Genomic DNA, 16,351 nt, shown 5'->3' with positions numbered 1-16,351 from the left:
CGCACCAGCCCTCAGCCGTGACCCGAGGTCCACCCCGACGGAACGCTGCCGGCCCCCGCCGGCGCGACGCCCGAGCCCGTGGGCGGTGGCTGCCCGACCTCGCCTCCCCGGCCACGACCGTGCCGGAGGACGTCCGCCGGCGACGGGCCCGGTCGAGGCGCTCGGCCCGGACTCACGACCGCCCGGGCCGGCGTCCAGGGGTCCGCGCCGGGGTCAGCACCGCGCCTCGCGCCGATCGGGCGCCCCGACGCCACCCGCTGCCGCGCCGACGCGCGGACGCACGCTCGTCGCCCGGCTGCGGCACCGGGAACAGCCCGGAGACGACGAGAGCCCCTCCTGCGGGTGCAGGAGGGGCTCTCGGTGGGTCGTGCTCAGCCGTGCGCGTTCTGCCCGACGTAGTACTCGAACAGCAGCCCGCCCACCATGGCGAGGACGGCGACGGCACCGATGGCGATCAGCCAGGGGTAGAAGAACGCCAGGCCCAGGGCGGTCAGGCCGATCGACGCGGCCAGCCCGAAGGGCCAGTAGCTCGCCGGGCTGAAGAAGCCCAGCTCGCCGGCGCCGTCGGCCATCTCGGCGTCCTTGCGGTCCTCGGGACGGGCGTCGATCCGGCGCGAGATGAACCAGAAGAAGCCACCGACGAGGATCGTCAGCCCCGCGGAGAGCGCGAGGGCCGTCGTCCCGATCGGCTCCTTCGCCCAGAAGCCGTACACCACCGCGAAGATGACGAGGGCCACCGAGACGACGTTGAAGATTGCTGCTTCGACCTTCACGAGCTTCCTCCCGGCTGCGTCGTGGCGTGGAACGGGTGCGGGACGCGGATGTCAGCCATCGGCCATCTGGGAGTCCTCGGCGAAGTCCCAGGGACGGGTCGACACCGACGCACCACCGTTCTCGGGGTCGACCTCCTCCAGGGCCTCGAACGTGGTGGCGCCGCCCTCGCGGAGCTCGAGGTAGCGGTCGTAGTCCTCACCGCTGACCACGCGGACCTCGAAGTTCATGTACGCGTGGTAGGTCCCGCAGAGCTCGGCGCAGCGACCGACGTAGGCGCCCTCCTGGCCCTCGTCGATCGTCACCTCGAAGACGTTGTCCCGGCCGTTCTCGTTGCCCGGGATGACGTCGAGCTTGAAGAGGAACTCGGGGACCCAGAACGAGTGGATGACGTCGGCCGAGCGGACGTAGAACTGGATGGTCCGGTCGGTCGGCAGCACCAGCACGGGGATCTCGTCGCTGGTGCCCACCGTGGTGACCTGGTCGGCCTCGTCCTCGGCGGTGTCGGCGTAGAGGAACTCCCAGTTCCACTTGAAGGCCTGGACGGTGATGTTCACGTCCGGGTCCTCGCTGCGCTCCTGCACCTTGTTCTGCACGACGACCGTGAAGAAGAACAGGCCCGCGATGATGAGGAACGGGATGATCGAGTACACGATCTCCAGCGGCAGGTTGTACGCCGTCTGCCGGGGCAGCTCGTCGCTCTTCTTGCGGTGCTTGACCATCGACCAGCCGATGAGCGCCCACACCAGGATGCCCACGATCAGGGCGGCGATGACCGACCAGATCCAGAGCTCCTTGATGTCCTGGGACTGCTCGGTGATGCCGGAGGGCCAGCCCCACCGCCAGAACTCGTTGTCGGGGGTGCAGCCCGAGAGGGCCGGGACCCCCAGGAGACCGAGCGCGGCGACCCGCGCGAGCCTGTTGCCTCGAGCCACTGCTCGTTGCCTCCTCGTCCGCCGCCGGCGTGTGCCGGACGGTCATCCCCGGCGCCCCCGCGGCCGTGCCGGCCGACGGTGGGCACCGACCACAGTCTGCGGCGAGACTAGCCGACCCCGCTCGGCGGCCGAGCACCGGCGACACACGACCCGCGGGGTCGTCGCCGGGTCGTGACCCGACGGCCCTGCGACGCCCCCGCGACCGCGCCGCGACGGCGGTGACGGCCCTCACGGCTGCCCCGGTACAGGACCCGCGGCGGTTAGAGTCAGGGCGTGTACTCCCGGCTGCTGACCCCGAAGTGGGTGGCTCTCCACCTGCTCGTGGCCGCGCTGTTCGTGGCCACCTTCTTCCTCGGCCACTGGCAGCTGTCCAAGGCCGAGGACGGCGGCGGGGCGGTCAACTGGAGCTACGCGCTGCAGTGGCCGCTGTACGGGTTCATGGGCCTGTGGTTCTACGTGCGCATGGTGCGCGAGGAGCTGCGCCGCGACCCGGACGAGGACGAGCCGGGCCAGGCCCTGGTCCTCTACCAGCGCCCGCGCATCGACACCAGCGGCGACCCCGAGCTCGCGGCGTACAACGCCTACCTCGCCGAGCTCAACGAGAAGGCGCTCGGTCAGCGGGGGCCCGGTGCCCGCTGAGCGCACGGCGGCGCCCTCGGGTCTCCCCCGCGCGCTCGCCCGCCGCGTCGGCCAGGGGATCCCCGCCGCGCTGGTCCGCTACCGGGTCATGGCCTGGGTCGTCGGCGTCCTGCTGATCGCCCTGGTGCTGGTCGCCGTCCCGGTCAAGTACCTCGGCGGCCCCGCCACCCCGGTCGCCGTGATCGGCACCGCCCACGGCTGGCTCTACGCGATCTTCTTCCTGTGCGCCTGCGACCTCGCCGTCCGCGCCCGCTGGACCCTGCGGGGCAGCGTCCTGGTGCTGCTGGCCGGGACCATCCCGATCCTGTCGTTCGTCGCCGAGCGGATCGCCACCCGCAAGACCCGCGCCGGCGAGCGCGTCTGACCACCGTCCCGGCCGCGCCGGGACTCGAGCCGACCGGAGACTGCTCCCATGTGCGGCCTGCTGGCCTACCTGTCCACCGACGCCGCCCGGGTCGGTGAGCCGATCGTCGACGACGTCCGCGCCGCGCTGCACTGCCTGCACCACCGCGGTCCCGACGACACGGCCGTGTGGTCGGACCCCCACGTCGTCCTCGGCTTCAACCGGCTGTCGATCATCGACCTCGAGGGCAGCCCGCAGCCCCTCCCCTACGCGCAGGACCGGTACCGGATCCTGTTCAACGGCGAGATCTACAACTACGTGGAGCTGCGCGAGGAGCTCCGGGCCGCCGGCGCGGAGCTGCACACGCACGGCGACACCGAGACGATCGTCGCCGGCTACCACCTGTGGGGCCAGGACGTCGTCCGCCGGCTGCGCGGCATGTTCTCCTTCGTCATCTGGGACACCCAGACCCGGACCGCCTTCGGCGCGCGGGACCCGTTCGGCATCAAGCCCCTGTTCACCGCGCGGCTGGCCGACGGCGGGCTGGTCTTCAGCTCGGAGAAGAAGGCCGTGCTGGAGCTCCTCGGGGGCAGCGCGGCGGCCGGCGGCGTCGACCCGGCGTCGCTGCAGCACTACCTGACGCTGCAGTACGTCCCCGAGCCCGCCACGCTGCACCGGGGCATCCGCCGGATCGAGAGCGGCACGAGCTTCACGGTGGTCGACGGCGAGCTGCACACCAGCCGCTACTTCCACCCGGCCTGGGCGCCGCGCCCGGTGCCCGCCGGCCGGGAGCAGGAGCTCTACGAGCGGATCGCCGACGCGCTGGACGAGTCGGTCGCCAAGCACATGCGCGCCGACGTCACCGTCGGGTCGTTCCTGTCCAGCGGCATCGACTCGACGGCGATCGCGGCGCTCGCCCACCGCTACAACCCGGACCTGATGACGTTCACCGTCGGCTTCCAGCGGCAGGCGCAGTCGGAGATCGAGATCGCCGCCGAGTCCGCGAGCATCCTCGGCGTCCGCCACGTGCCGGTCGAGATCACCGCCGAGGAGTTCGCCGAGGCCATCCCGACCGTCGTCTGGTACCTCGACGACCCGGTCGCCGACCCCGCGCTCGTGCCGCTGTACTTCGTGGCCCGCGAGGCCCGCAAGCACGTCAAGGTGGTGCTGTCCGGGGAGGGCGCCGACGAGCTGTTCGGCGGCTACACCATCTACCGCGAGCCGATCAGCCTGGCGTGGGCGTCCAAGCTGCCGCCCGCGGGCCGCCGGGCCATGGCGCGGCTGGCCGACCTCCTGCCGGAGGGCGTGCGCGGGCAGGACCTGCTGCGCCGGGCCTCGATGCCGCTGGAGCAGCGCTACTACGGCAACGCCCGCAACATGCGCGACGACGAGCTGGCCGCCCTGCTGCCCGGCCATGACCCGGACCTGTCGCACGTCGCCGTCACCGAGGACCTGTACCGGCGGACCCGCGAGGCCGGCTACGACGAGGTCACCGCGATGCAGTACGTGGACCTCTTCACCTGGCTGCGCGGGGACATCCTGGTCAAGGCCGACAAGATGACGATGGCGCACTCGCTGGAGCTGCGGGTGCCCTTCCTGGACACCGAGGTCTTCGCGCTGGCCGCCTCGCTCCCGGTGGAGCAGCGCGTGCCCCGGCGCGGGGACGCCACGAAGTACGCCCTGCGCCAGGCGATGGCGCAGATCGTGCCGCCGCGGATCATGAACCGGCGCAAGCTCGGCTTCCCGGTGCCGACGGCGGACTTCCTCGCCGGCCCGCTGCACGAGTGGGCGCGGGCGATCGTGACCGGCAGCCAGACCGACGAGTGGCTCGACCGCGCCCACGTGCTCGGCCTGCTCGACCGGCTGCGCACCGAGCCGGTGCCGAGCAAGCGCATCGCCCGTCAGGTCTGGGAGGTGCTGGTGTTCATGGTGTGGCACGGCATCTTCGTCGAGGAGCGGATCACCCCGGTCATCCCCGAGACGGTCTACCCGGTCAGCCTCTGAGGACGACGGAGGCCCGGCCCCCGCGAGGGGACCGGGCCTCCGTCACTCCTGGAACGGCCCCGTCGCAGGGCCCCGGGACGCGCGGAGCGTGTCCTGGGGGGCGACGGGGTCCTCCGATCAGCTGAAGCTGTCGCCGCAGGCGCAGGAGCCGGTCGCGTTCGGGTTGTCGATCGTGAAGCCCTGCTTCTCGATGCTGTCGACGAAGTCGATGACCGCGCCGCCGAGGTAGGGGCCGCTCATCCGGTCGACGATGACCTCGACGCCGTCGAAGTCGTAGGTCTGGTCACCGTCGAGGAAGCGCTCGTCGAAGAAGAGCTGGTAGCGCAGCCCGGAGCAGCCACCCGGCTGCACGGCGATCCGCAGTCGCAGGTCGTCGCGACCCTCCTGGTCCAGCAGCGCCTTGACCTTGGCCGCCGCCGGGTCGCTCAGGACGACACCGGTCGCCGTGGTGTCCTGCACCGTCATGTTCGTGTCCTCCCACGTCCGAGGGGTGCCCGTAGCGACAGTCCCGCTCCGGGCCAACACCGCCGCAGCGGGTCCTCTTCCCACTGTACGGCGCCGCGCCGCGGCGGGCGGGTGACGTGCACGTCCCCACGTAGACTCGGACGCGTGAAGTTCAGCCTGCCCGGCCGCCGGGACCGCGCCGAGGCCGCGCCCGACACGGCCGCCGACCTGACCGCCGAGCTGGTCAGGACGGCCGGCAAGGGCCGGCCCACCCCCAAGCGCAGCGAGGCCCAGGCGCGCCGCCCCGGCCCGCCTCCGCCGCCGCCGACGACGCGCAAGGAGGCCTACAAGCGGATGCGCGAGCAGCAGGCCGCGCGTCGCGCCAGCGCCCGCGAGCGCATGGCGATGGGCGACGACTCCTACCTGCCCGCCCGCGACCGCGGTCCGGTCCGCAAGCTCGTGCGCGACGTCGTCGACGCCCGCCGCAACCTCGGCTCGCTGTTCCTGCCGTTCGCCGCGTTCCTGCTGCTCAGCTACATCGTGCCGCGGTTCCAGGGGATCGTCATGCTGATGTGGATGGCCTTCTTCCTGGTGCTCATCGGCGACTCCGTCCTCCTGGGCCGCCGGATCACCCGCACCGTGCGGGAGCGCTTCCCCGACGGCCAGAAGGCGACCAAGGGCGTCGTCTGGTACGGCATCAGCCGGTCGACGATGATCCGCCGCTGGCGCTTCCCCAAGCCCGAGGTGGCGGTCGGCCAGCAGGTGTGACCGGCCGCGGATAGCGTCGCCGTCCGTGGAGTACCGACGCCTGGGCCGGTCCGGCCTGACCATCAGCGAGATCGCCTACGGCAACTGGCTCACCCACGGTGGGCAGGTGGAGGAGGACGCCGCGCACGCCTGCGTGGCCGCCGCCCTCGACGCGGGCATCACGACCTTCGACACCGCCGACGTCTACGCCGGCACCCGCGCCGAGTCCGTGCTGGGCCGGGCGCTGGCCGGGCAGCGCCGCGAGGGCCTGGAGATCTTCACGAAGGTCTACTGGCCGACCGGTCCGGGCCGCAACGACCGCGGGCTGTCCCGCAAGCACGTCATCGAGAGCTGCCACGCCTCGCTGCGCCGGCTGCAGACGGACTACCTGGACCTGTACCAGGCGCACCGCTACGACCCGTCCGTCCCGCTCGAGGAGACGATGACGGCCTTCGCCGACCTGGTGCGGCAGGGCAAGGTCCTCTACGTCGGCGTCTCCGAGTGGCGCGCGGACGAGATCGCCGCCGGCGCGGCGCTGGCCCGCGACCTGGGCATCCAGCTGATCAGCAACCAGCCGCAGTACTCGATGCTGTGGCGGGTCATCGAGGACGAGGTCGTCCCCACGTCCGAGCGCGAGGGCCTCGCCCAGATCGTCTGGTCGCCCCTGGCCCAGGGCGTCCTCACCGGCAAGTACCTCCCGGGGGAGCAGCCGCCGGCCGGCAGCCGGGCAGCTGACACCGAGGTCGGCGGGTCGATGCGCGGCTTCCTGCGCGACGAGGTCCTGACCCGCGTGCAGGGCCTGCGCGCCGTCGCCGACGACGTCGGGTTGTCGATGGCGCAGCTCGCGGTCGCCTGGGTGCTGCAGAACCGCAACGTCGCCGCCGCGATCATCGGCGCCAGCCGCCCCGAGCAGGTCCAGCAGAACGTGGCGGCGGCCGGGGTGCGCCTGGACGACGACGTCCTCGCCCGCATCGACGAGGTGCTCGGCGACGTCGTGGAGCGCGACCCCGCCAAGACCTCGCGGGGCTGACGGCCCCGCCCCGGGCGGGCGCTAGCGCTCGTCCGGGGCGAGGCCCATCGGGCCGTACACCCGCGTCCCGCCGTCGAACAGCGAGACGGCGTGCACGCCCCGGGTCAGCAGCTGTCGCCAGTTCTCCCCGAGCCAGGACTCGGCGTCCCCCTGGTTCTCCGCCGGCGGCGGGGTGATGCCGACCGACGCCGGGTCCACCGTCTGCCCCGCCGGGTCCTCCAGGCGCCACGTCCAGGTCATGGCGCCGAGGCTAGCCATCCCGCGCCCCCGCGGCCCGTCGCGACCGCGGCGTGATCACCCGCGCGTTACGGCGGCTGCCCGCGCGGGCATGCAGCAGCGACCACCCCGACCCGGAGGACCGATGACCGCCCCGCCCCCCACCGGCGCCTCGCGTGCGACGCCGCCCCCGCCCGCCCCGCAGGACGCGTCGACCGGCGAGCTGATCAGCCGGCTCACCGAGCAGATCAGCACCCTCGTGCGCGACGAGGCCCGCCTCGCGCAGGCCGAGGTCACCCAGAAGGCCAAGCGACTCGGGGTCGGGGCGGGCCTGTTCGGCGGCGCCGGCCTGGTCGCCTTCTTCGGCGTCGCCGTCCTCGTCAGCGCCGCCGTCCTCGGGCTGGCCGAGGTGCTCCCCGCCTGGCTGGCCGCGCTGGTCGTGGCCGTCGTGCTGCTCGCGGTCGCCGGGGTGCTCGCACTGCTCGGCAAGAAGGACGTGCAGCAGGGCTCCCCGCCCGTCCCCACCCAGGCCATCGCCAGCACGAAGGCCGACATCGCCACGGTCAAGAAGGCGGCTTCCCGATGAGCACCCCCGCGCCCGATCCGACCGACCCCGACGCCATCAAGGCCGAGATCGAGCAGACCCGCGCGCAGCTGGGCCGCACGGTCGACGAGCTGAGCGCCCGCCTGGACGTGCCTGCCCGGGCCAAGGAGGGGGCCGCCCGCGCCAAGGACACCGCGGTGGAGACCTACCGGGAGAGCCCCCCGGCCGTGATCGGTGCGGGCGCCGCCGTCGTCGCCCTGCTGGGGCTGCTCGTCTGGCGCCGGCGCACCCGCGACGTCCGCCGCGCCCGTCGCCAGGGCCGCCGGGACGCGAAGCGCCACGCGAAGGTGCTGGCCGCGCGCCGGGCCGCGGCTGAGAAGGTGGCCCGGAAGACCAGGACGAGGGCCCGCCGGGCCGCCAGGAGGGCGACGTGAGCACGAAGAAGCTGGCCAGGAACACGAGCACCGGCGAGATCACGAAGCAGAGCAAGGGCAGCAAGCTGCTGTACCGCCCCATCGGCCTGCTCGGCGGCATCGCCGCCGGCATGGTGTCCGGCGCGGTGTTCAAGCAGGTGTGGAAGCTGGTCGCGAACGAGGACGACGCCCCCGGCGCGCTGCAGAGCGAGTACCGGATGCGGGAGGTGGTGCTGGCCGCGGCCCTGCAGGGCGCGATCTTCGCCGCCACCAAGGCCGCCATCGACCGGGCCGGCGCCCGCGGCTTCACCAAGCTGACCGGAAGCTGGCCCGGCGACTGATGACCGGCACGAGGCCGCGCGAGAGCGCCGTCGACCGCATCCGCGAGCGGGTCGAGGAGAAGGCGGCCCGGCGGGCGGCGGCGAGGGAGGCGGCGGAGCGCACCGCACGGGGCGCGCCCGCCGCCGACCCGACCCGCCCGCCCGCGGGCGCGCCGGGGCCCGGGGAGCTGCCCGGGATGCACGCCGACCGCCCCACCCGCATCCCCGCGCGGGGCTGGAAGCAGATCGTCAAGCGGGCCTGGGCCGAGCACAACGCCGACAACATGCCGATCATCGCCGGCGGCGTCGCGTTCTTCGCGTTCCTGGCGATCTTCCCGGCGCTGATCGCCACCATCTCCCTCTACGGGCTCGTGGCCTCCCCCGAGACCGTCGCCCAGCAGGTGGAGGACCTCGCCGGCCAGCTGCCCGCCAGCGCCGCCGACCTCATCGGCGAGCAGCTCACCGCCATCACCCAGAACAGCGGCGGCGCGCTCTCGGTGAGCCTGGTGGTCTCCGTGCTCGCCGCCCTGTGGTCGGCATCGGGCGGCACCGGCAACGTCATCTCGGCGGTCAACATCGCCTACGACGAGGTCGAGACCCGCGGGTTCGTGAAGCGCAAGGCCCTCGCCCTGGGCCTGACGCTGGGCGCGATCGTGTTCGTGCTGGTCACCTTCACGCTGGTCGCCGTCGTGCCGGCGGTCCTCGACGCGCTGCCCCTCGGCGTGGTCGGCACCGTGCTCGCGCAGGTCGTGCGGTGGCTGCTGCTGCTCGCCGTCTTCGCCGGCTCGCTGGCCGTGCTGTACCGCGTCGCGCCCGACCGGGACGCCCCCCGCCTGCGGTGGGTCAGCCTCGGCGCGATCGTCGTGACCGTCATCTGGGCGCTGGTCAGCCTGGGCTTCAGCTTCTACGTGGGCAACTTCGGGTCCTACGACAAGACCTACGGCGCCATCGCCGGCGTCATCGTGCTGATGCTGTGGCTGTACCTGACCTGCTACCTGGTGCTGCTCGGGGCGGAGATCAACTCCGAGGCCGAGCACCAGACCGCGGTGGACACCACGGAGGGGCCACCAATGCCGATGGGCGAGCGGGACGCCACCGTGGCCGACACGCTGCCCGACCCCCCGGAGCCGACCCAGGAGTCGCACCCGGAGCGGTGACCGCTCACCGGACGTGGGACTCCACGAACGGGGGCCGCACGACCGTGACCGGCTGCGGACGGCCGCGGACGTCGACGGACACCTCCGCGCCCTCCTCCACGCCGGCGGCGGTGTCGAGGAGGGCCAGGGCGATCCCGGTCCGCAGCGACGGGGAGAACGTCCCGCTGGTGACCTCGCCGATCCGCTCCCCCGCCGCCCCGAGCACCGGCATGCCCGGCCGCGGGATCCCGCGGCCGGTCGCGCGCAGCCCCCACAGCAGCCGGGCGGCACCGGCCTCCCGCTCGGCCAGCAGCGCCTCCCGGCCCCAGAACGCCGGCTTGCGCCAGCCGACCGCCCAGCCGCTGCGAGCCTGGTTCGGGGTGATCGCGCGGGAGAGCTCGTGCCCGTGCAGCGGGTAGCCCATCTCCGTGCGCAGGGTGTCGCGGGCACCGAGCCCGCACAGCCGCAGCCCCTCGTCCGACCCGACCTCGACCAGCTGGTCCCACAGCTCGGCCGCCCGGTCGGCGGCCACCAGCACCTCGTAGCCGTGCTCCCCGGTGTAGCCGGTGCGGCAGACGGTCACCTCCGCGTCGCCGCCACCGGTGCCGGTCACGAAGGCCATGTACGGCAGCTCGCCGGGCAGGCCGAGCAGGGACAGCACCTGCGGCGACCGCGGGCCCTGGACGGCCAGGACGGCGACGTCGGCGTGCCGGTCGGTGACCGTCACCCCCGCCGGCGCCGCGTCGGCGAGCCGCGCGACGACCTCGGCGGCGTTCGCGGCGTTGGGCACGAGGAGGACGTCGTCGTCCCCGTGCAGGTAGACGATCAGGTCGTCGACCACCCCGCCGGCCTGCGGCTCCCCGTTCGGGACGCAGCACAGGGTGTACTGCGCCTGCCCGGGGCCGATCCGGCCGAGGTCGTTGGTCAGGCACGAGTCGACGAGGGCCGCCGCCCCGGGGCCGCGCACGGTCGCCGTCCCCAGGTGGGAGACGTCGAACAGGCCGACCCCCTCGCGCACGGCGGCGTGCTCGGCCAGCACCCCGCCGCCGGCGTACTCGATCGGCATCGACCAGCCCCCGAAGTCGGCCAGCTTCGCGCCGGCGGCGACGTGCCGCTCGTGCAGGGGCGAGGTCCGCGCAGTCACGAGCGCACGCTAACGCGCCTCCGGGGGCCGGTCCCCGCGGCGAGCACGCGGGGAGAGGGGTCCTCCTAGTATCGGCGACGTGCCGCCCACCATCACCGCCACCGACCGCCCGCTCGAGAAGGTCCCCGGGGACGCCGTCGTCGTCGGGGTGGGGCGGGGCCCGTCGGGCCCGCTGCCGACGCCGGGCGCCGAGGCCGTCGACCGCCTGCTGGGCGGCCGACTGCTGCCCGCGCTGACCGACCTCGGTGCCCGCGGCGGGGAGGACGAGGTCACCCGCGTGGCCACCCTCGGTCAGGCTCCCTTCCCGGTGGTCGCCGTGGCCGGCCTGGGCGCCCCCGACGCCGAGGGCCGCTACGCCCCCGAGGCACTGCGCCGCGCCGCCGGTGCGGCCAGCCGCGCCCTGACCGGGCGCGGGTCGGTCGTCAGCCTGCTGGCCGCGGTCGGCGGCACGCCCGACGCCGAGCGGCTGCACGCCGTCGGCGAGGGGGCGCTGCTGGGCGCCTACGAGTTCACCGCCTACCGCTCCGACCTGCCCGCCGACCGGCCGACGCCGCCGCGGGAGTTCACGGTCGTCGTCCCCGACGCCCGCGAGGCCGAGGCGCCGCTGGCGCGCGTCCGGGCGGTCGCCGACGCCGTCACCCTGGTCCGCGACCTGGTCAACACCCCGCCCAACGACCTGTACCCGGCCGAGCTGGCCGCCCGCGGCGCCGCCGCAGGGAAGGCCGCCGGCCTGTCCGTGGAGGTGCTGGACGAGAAGGCGCTGGCCGCGGGCGGCTACGGCGGCATCCTCGCGGTGGGCGGCGGCTCGGCCCGCGGCCCCCGGCTGCTGCGCCTGACCTACTCGGGCAAGCGCGCCCGCCGGAAGGTCGCGCTGGTCGGCAAGGGGATCACGTTCGACAGCGGCGGCCTGTCGATCAAGCCGGCGGCGAACATGCACCACATGACCAGCGACATGGCCGGCGCCGCCGCCGTCATCGCCACCGTGTGCCTGGTCGCGCGGCTGGGGCTGCCGGTCGAGGTGACGGCCACCGTGCCGATGGCGGAGAACCTGCCCAGCGGGACCGCCTACCGCCCCGGCGACGTCCTCACCTTCCGCAACGGCAAGAAGGCCGAGATCACCAACACCGACGCCGAGGGCCGCCTCGTCCTCGCCGACGGCATCGTCCGGGCGGCGGAGGACTCCCCCGACCTGCTGATCGAGACCTCGACGCTGACCGGCGCGCAGCTGGTCGCGCTGGGCAGCCGCACCGCCGGCGTGATGGGCACCGACGAGCTGCGCGACGCCGTCGTCGCCGCCAGCCGGCGCAGCGGCGAGCCGATGTGGGCCATGCCCATGCCGGCCGAGCTGCGCAAGGGCCTGGACTCGCCGATCGCGGACCTGGTCAACGCGAACGCCGACCGCATGGGCGGGATGCTGGTGGCGGCGCACTTCCTCGCCGAGTTCGTGCCGGCGGGCCTGCCGTGGGCGCACATCGACATCGCGGGGCCGAGCTACAACACCGGCGGCGCGTGGGGGCACACCCCCAAGGGCGCGACGGGCGTCCCGGTCCGCACCCTGCTGGCGGCCATCGAGGACGCGATCGCCTGACGACGCCGCGGGACCGTGCTGCCGCCCCGGGCGGGAGCACGGTCCCGGGTCAGAGCCGGTTGGTGCGCTGCCGCGCGCTCCAGTCGCGCATCCGCTGCGGGTAGCCGGTGACCTGCGCGTCGTACACGGGGATGCCCAGGTCGCGGGAGAGCCGGCGGGCCACGTCGGGGCCCGCGATGCGCCGGCGGGTCCACTCGCCGTCGGCGGCGACGAGCAGGATCGTCGTCTCGGTGACCGCCGTGCGCGGCTCCACGTAGCCCTCGACCCCGCGCCGGCTGGCCACGAACTGCTCCAGGTGGCCGAGGTCGGCCCGGACCGAGGCCCGGTCCAGGGTGCCGCGACGGTCCGGGCGCCCGGCCGCTCCGCCGCCCCTGCCGCCGCGCAACCGCCCGAAGAGCCCCATCGCGCCGCCTCCGTCCGCAGGTCGCCCGGTGTGCCGAGGCACGCCCGAGGACACCAACGGGGCGTCCGGCCCAGCCGTTCCCGGAGTGGCAGGATGGGGTCGCCCATCCCCCGTCCGAGCGACAGGGGACCGCAGGAACTCGAGGAGCCACTCGTGAGCGCACCCACCTCCCCCGCCGACCTGGTCATCCTCGGCGGTGGCTCGGGTGGCTACGCCGCCGCACTGCGTGCCGCGGAGCTCGGCCTGTCCGTCGTGCTGATCGAGAAGGGCAAGGTCGGCGGCACCTGCCTGCACAACGGCTGCATCCCGACCAAGGCCCTGCTGCACGCCGGCGAGGTGGCCGACCTCGCCCGCGAGGGTGAGCAGTTCGGCGTCAAGACCTCCCTGGCCGGCATCGACATGGACGGGGTCAACGCCTACAAGGACGGCGTGATCGGCCGCCTGTACAAGGGCCTGCAGGGGCTGATCAAGAGCCGCGGCATCACCTACGTCGAGGGCGAGGGCCGGCTGGCCTCTCCCACCTCCGTCAGCGTGGACGGCCAGACCTACGAGGGCCGGCACGTGCTGCTGGCCACCGGCTCCTACGCCCGGTCGCTGCCGGGCCTGGAGATCGACGGCACCCGGGTCATCACCAGCGACCACGCCCTGAAGCTCGACCGCGTGCCGGCCTCGGCGATCATCCTCGGCGGCGGCGTCATCGGCTGCGAGTTCGCCAGCGCCTGGAAGTCCTTCGGGGTCGACGTGACGATCGTCGAGGCGCTGCCGCACCTGGTGCCGCTGGAGGACGAGTCCTCCTCCAAGCTGCTGGAGCGCGCGTTCCGCCGTCGCAAGATCGCCTTCGAGCTGGGCAGCCGCTTCTCCGGCGTCCAGCAGACCGAGAACGGCGTGAAGGTCTCCCTGGAGAACGGCAAGGAGATCGAGGCCGAGATCCTGCTCGTCGCGGTCGGCCGCGGCCCGGTCAGCGAGGGCCTGGGCTACGAGGAGGCCGGCGTCGCCATGGAGCGCGGGTACGTGCTCGTGGACGAGTACTGCCGCACCAACCTGGAGACCGTGTCGGCCGTCGGCGACCTGATCCCGACCCTGCAGCTGGCCCACGTCGGCTTCGCCGAGGGCATCCTCGTCGCCGAGCGGGTGGCCGGGCTGAACCCGGCTCCGATCGACTACGCCGGCGTCCCGCGGATCACCTACTCCGACCCCGAGGTGGCCTCCGTCGGGCTCACCGAGGCGCAGGCCAAGGAGCGCTACGGCGAGGTCAAGACCCTCACCTACGACCTGGGCGGCAACGGCCGCAGCCAGATCCTCAAGACCTCGGGCGCGGTGAAGCTCATCCAGGCCGTGGACGGGCCCGTCGTCGGCATCCACATGGTCGGCAGCCGCGTCGGCGAGCTCATCGCCGAGGGCCAGCTGATCTACAACTGGGAGGCCGAGGCCGACGACGTCGCCAGCCTCATCCACCCGCACCCGACCCAGAGCGAGGCCCTCGGCGAGGCGCACCTGGCGCTGGCCGGCAAGCCGCTGCACGTGCACGGCTGACCTCCCGCACCGCCCCCACCCCGCCGTTCTCCAGCGTTCCCACAGAAGGAGCCCCGCACCGATGCCGACGACCGTCACCATGCCCGCCCTGGGCGAGAGCGTCACCGAGGGCACGGTCACTCGATGGCTGAAGCAGGAGGGCGAGCGGGTCGAGGCCGACGAGCCGCTCCTCGAGGTGTCGACCGACAAGGTCGACACCGAGATCCCCTCCCCCGCCGCCGGCGTGCTGACCAAGATCCTGGTGGCCGAGGACGAGACGGTGGACGTGGGCGCCGAGCTCGCGCTCATCGGCGGGGACGGCGACGGGGCGGGCGCCGCGCCGTCCTCGGCCGAGGACGCCGACACCACGCCGCAGACCCCCGACCAGCAGGTGCAGGACGCCGACCCGGCGACCGACGCCGACGCCGGCCAGGCCGCTCCCGCCGCCGAGGCCCCCGCCCCCTCGGGCGACAGCAGCTCGAACGGCGGCTCGGGTGGGGGCGAGGGGACGCCGGTGACCATGCCGGCGCTCGGCGAGAGCGTCACCGAGGGCACGGTCACCCGCTGGCTCAAGGCCGTGGGCGACGAGGTGGCCGCCGACGAGCCGCTGCTGGAGGTCTCCACCGACAAGGTGGACACCGAGATCCCCGCCCCCGTCTCGGGCACGCTGCTGTCGATCACGGTGGCCGAGGACGAGACCGTCGAGGTCGGCGCCCAGCTCGCCGTCATCGGCAGCGGCGCGGACGGCGGCGCCCCGGCGCCGCAGCAGGCTCCCCAGCAGTCACAGCAGGCCGCTCCCCAGCAGCCCGCTCCGCAGCAGGCCGCCCCGGAGCCCCGCGAGGAGACCCCGACGGCCAAGCCGGCCACCGAGGCCCCGGGCGCCGACTACGGGTCCAGCGGCTCGCTGCCGTCCACCTCCCCCACGACCGCCCCCGCCCCCGCCCAGGCGGTGGCGCCGCAGGCCCCCGCGGCCACCGGTGACCGGTCCTCCGCCCCGTCGGGCGGCGACGGCGGCGGCCAGTACGTCACCCCGCTGGTCCGGCGCCTGGCGGCCGAGCACGGCGTGGACCTGTCGACGGTGCAGGGCACCGGCGTGGGCGGCCGCATCCGCAAGCAGGACGTCCTGGCGGCGGCCGAGCAGGCCGCGCCCGCGCCGGCCGCCACGGCCGGGGCGGCCCCGGCGGCCCGCTCCGCCACCCCCTCGCCCGCGGCGCAGCCCGACACCTCGCTGCGCGGCCGCACCGAGAAGATGCCGCGGCTGCGCAAGGTCATCGCCCAGCGGATGGTCGAGTCGCTGGCGATCAGCGCCCAGCTCACCACCGTCGTCGAGGCCGACGTCACGCGGATCGCGACGCTGCGCACCCGGGCCAAGCGCGACTTCGAGGCGCGCGAGGGCGTGAAGCTGTCGTTCCTGCCGTTCTTCGCCAAGGCCGCCGTCGAGGCCCTCAAGGCCTTCCCGTCGGTGAACTCGTCGGTGGACATGGAGGCCGGCACGGTCACCTACCACGACGCCGAGAACCTCGGCATCGCCGTGGACACCGACCGCGGCCTCCTGGTCCCGGTCATCCACGGCGCGGGCGACCTGAGCATCGGCGGGCTGGCCCGCAAGATCGCCGACCTGGCCGAGCGCACCCGCAGCAACAAGGTGAGCCCCGACGAGCTCGGCGGGGGGACGTTCACGCTGACCAACACCGGCAGCCGCGGCGCCCTGTTCGACACGCCGATCATCAACCAGCCGCAGGTGGCGATCCTCGGCACCGGCTCCGTGGTGAAGCGGCCGGTCGTGGTGAGCGACCCCGACCTCGGCGGGGTCATCGCGGTCCGCTCGATGGTCTACCTGGCCCTCACCTACGACCACCGCATCGTCGACGGCGCCGACGCCGCCCGGTTCCTCACCGCGGTGCGGGAGCGACTGGAGGCCGGCCAGTTCGAGGGCGAGCTCGGCCTCGCCTGACGGAAGGAACCCGTCCTCCTCGCGCCTCGCCCGGCGTGGGGCCCGGACGGGGCCAGGGGGGGGGGGGGGGGGGGGGGGGGGGGGGGGGGGGGGGGGGGGGGGGGGGGGGGGGGGGGGGGGGGGGGGGGGGGGGGGGGGGGGGGCGGGGGGGGTCGGGGGCGGACCGGGCCCGCGCTGGCTACGGTGCGCGGCAGGGGGCCGGGGGGGG

General features: G+C 74.3%; 18 protein-coding genes. 12 read left to right on the top strand and 6 right to left on the bottom strand.

The window, feature by feature from the left end:
• Positions 1 to 371: 371 nt before the first annotated feature.
• A complete protein-coding gene (locus ACI781_RS17695) occupies positions 372 to 773 on the bottom strand; it encodes a cytochrome c oxidase subunit 4 (RefSeq protein WP_456567441.1) in 402 nt (133 codons plus the stop codon).
• 51 nt (positions 774 to 824) lie between these two features.
• On the bottom strand, positions 825 to 1,706 hold the full coding sequence (ctaC, locus tag ACI781_RS17690) for an aa3-type cytochrome oxidase subunit II (protein WP_456567440.1): 882 nt from the start codon (positions 1,704 to 1,706) through the stop codon (positions 825 to 827).
• Positions 1,707 to 1,979: 273 nt separating this feature from the next.
• Here ctaC and ACI781_RS17685 point away from each other — a divergent pair, with 273 nt between their 5' ends.
• From ACI781_RS17685 to asnB, 3 genes are read left to right on the top strand one after another with little or no spacing between them, the layout of a single operon-like run.
• Positions 1,980 to 2,345: a metalloprotease gene (locus ACI781_RS17685; protein WP_456567439.1), complete on the top strand. Its 366-nt coding sequence runs from the start codon at positions 1,980 to 1,982 to the stop codon at positions 2,343 to 2,345.
• Positions 2,335 to 2,709, top strand: coding sequence for a DUF3817 domain-containing protein (locus ACI781_RS17680; protein WP_456567438.1), 375 nt, complete (start codon positions 2,335 to 2,337; stop codon positions 2,707 to 2,709). Before ACI781_RS17685 ends, ACI781_RS17680 begins: the two co-directional genes overlap by 11 nt.
• A gap of 48 nt (positions 2,710 to 2,757) precedes the next feature.
• Positions 2,758 to 4,692, top strand: coding sequence for an asparagine synthase (glutamine-hydrolyzing) (gene asnB, locus ACI781_RS17675; RefSeq protein WP_456567437.1), 1,935 nt, complete (start codon positions 2,758 to 2,760; stop codon positions 4,690 to 4,692).
• Positions 4,693 to 4,809: 117 nt separating this feature from the next.
• Here asnB and ACI781_RS17670 read toward each other — a convergent pair whose 3' ends face one another.
• Entirely contained in the window at positions 4,810 to 5,157 is a 348-nt protein-coding gene (locus tag ACI781_RS17670; RefSeq protein ID WP_456567436.1) for a HesB/IscA family protein, read from the bottom strand.
• 144 nt (positions 5,158 to 5,301) lie between these two features.
• Here ACI781_RS17670 and ACI781_RS17665 point away from each other — a divergent pair, with 144 nt between their 5' ends.
• Positions 5,302 to 5,904: a DUF3043 domain-containing protein gene (locus ACI781_RS17665; protein ID WP_456567435.1), complete on the top strand. Its 603-nt coding sequence runs from the start codon at positions 5,302 to 5,304 to the stop codon at positions 5,902 to 5,904.
• Positions 5,905 to 5,929: 25 nt separating this feature from the next.
• Entirely contained in the window at positions 5,930 to 6,913 is a 984-nt protein-coding gene (locus ACI781_RS17660) for an aldo/keto reductase family protein (RefSeq protein WP_456567434.1), read from the top strand.
• Between the two features lie 21 nt (positions 6,914 to 6,934).
• Here the strand turns inward: ACI781_RS17660 and ACI781_RS17655 are convergent, their stop codons facing one another.
• Positions 6,935 to 7,153 (bottom strand): hypothetical protein, encoded by a 219-nt coding sequence (locus ACI781_RS17655; protein ID WP_456567433.1) that lies wholly within the window; start codon positions 7,151 to 7,153, stop codon positions 6,935 to 6,937.
• A gap of 121 nt (positions 7,154 to 7,274) precedes the next feature.
• On the opposite strand from ACI781_RS17655, the gene ACI781_RS17650 reads away from it, so the two are divergent.
• The 4 genes from ACI781_RS17650 to ACI781_RS17635 are packed head-to-tail and all read left to right on the top strand — an operon-like array spanning position 7,275 to position 9,563.
• Positions 7,275 to 7,715 (top strand): phage holin family protein, encoded by a 441-nt coding sequence (locus ACI781_RS17650; RefSeq protein WP_456567432.1) that lies wholly within the window; start codon positions 7,275 to 7,277, stop codon positions 7,713 to 7,715.
• Complete coding sequence (locus ACI781_RS17645) at positions 7,712 to 8,107, top strand: DUF3618 domain-containing protein (RefSeq protein ID WP_456567431.1); 396 nt, start codon at positions 7,712 to 7,714, stop codon at positions 8,105 to 8,107. The genes ACI781_RS17650 and ACI781_RS17645 overlap by 4 nt, the downstream gene beginning before the upstream one ends.
• A complete protein-coding gene (locus ACI781_RS17640; protein ID WP_456567430.1) occupies positions 8,104 to 8,427 on the top strand; it encodes a DUF4235 domain-containing protein in 324 nt (107 codons plus the stop codon). The genes ACI781_RS17645 and ACI781_RS17640 overlap by 4 nt, the downstream gene beginning before the upstream one ends.
• On the top strand, positions 8,427 to 9,563 hold the full coding sequence (locus tag ACI781_RS17635; protein WP_456567429.1) for a YihY/virulence factor BrkB family protein: 1,137 nt from the start codon (positions 8,427 to 8,429) through the stop codon (positions 9,561 to 9,563). The genes ACI781_RS17640 and ACI781_RS17635 overlap by 1 nt, the downstream gene beginning before the upstream one ends.
• Before the next feature lie 4 nt (positions 9,564 to 9,567).
• Here the strand turns inward: ACI781_RS17635 and gcvT are convergent, their stop codons facing one another.
• Entirely contained in the window at positions 9,568 to 10,686 is a 1,119-nt protein-coding gene (gene gcvT, locus ACI781_RS17630; RefSeq protein WP_456567428.1) for a glycine cleavage system aminomethyltransferase GcvT, read from the bottom strand.
• A gap of 79 nt (positions 10,687 to 10,765) precedes the next feature.
• Between gcvT and ACI781_RS17625 the strand changes: the two genes are divergently transcribed.
• On the top strand, positions 10,766 to 12,274 hold the full coding sequence (locus tag ACI781_RS17625) for a leucyl aminopeptidase (RefSeq protein WP_456567427.1): 1,509 nt from the start codon (positions 10,766 to 10,768) through the stop codon (positions 12,272 to 12,274).
• 49 nt (positions 12,275 to 12,323) lie between these two features.
• Here the strand turns inward: ACI781_RS17625 and ACI781_RS17620 are convergent, their stop codons facing one another.
• A complete protein-coding gene (locus ACI781_RS17620; protein ID WP_456567426.1) occupies positions 12,324 to 12,677 on the bottom strand; it encodes an oxidoreductase in 354 nt (117 codons plus the stop codon).
• 153 nt (positions 12,678 to 12,830) lie between these two features.
• On the opposite strand from ACI781_RS17620, the gene lpdA reads away from it, so the two are divergent.
• Positions 12,831 to 14,210, top strand: coding sequence for a dihydrolipoyl dehydrogenase (lpdA, locus tag ACI781_RS17615; protein ID WP_456567425.1), 1,380 nt, complete (start codon positions 12,831 to 12,833; stop codon positions 14,208 to 14,210).
• A gap of 61 nt (positions 14,211 to 14,271) precedes the next feature.
• Positions 14,272 to 16,143, top strand: coding sequence for a 2-oxoglutarate dehydrogenase, E2 component, dihydrolipoamide succinyltransferase (gene sucB / locus ACI781_RS17610; RefSeq protein WP_456567424.1), 1,872 nt, complete (start codon positions 14,272 to 14,274; stop codon positions 16,141 to 16,143).
• The last annotated feature ends 208 nt before the right edge of the window (positions 16,144 to 16,351 follow it).

This window comes from Blastococcus sp. SYSU D00695 (assembly GCF_054050555.1).
The sequence above is the reverse complement of the archived record's forward strand: the minus strand, read 5'-3'. Positions and strand labels throughout refer to the sequence as shown.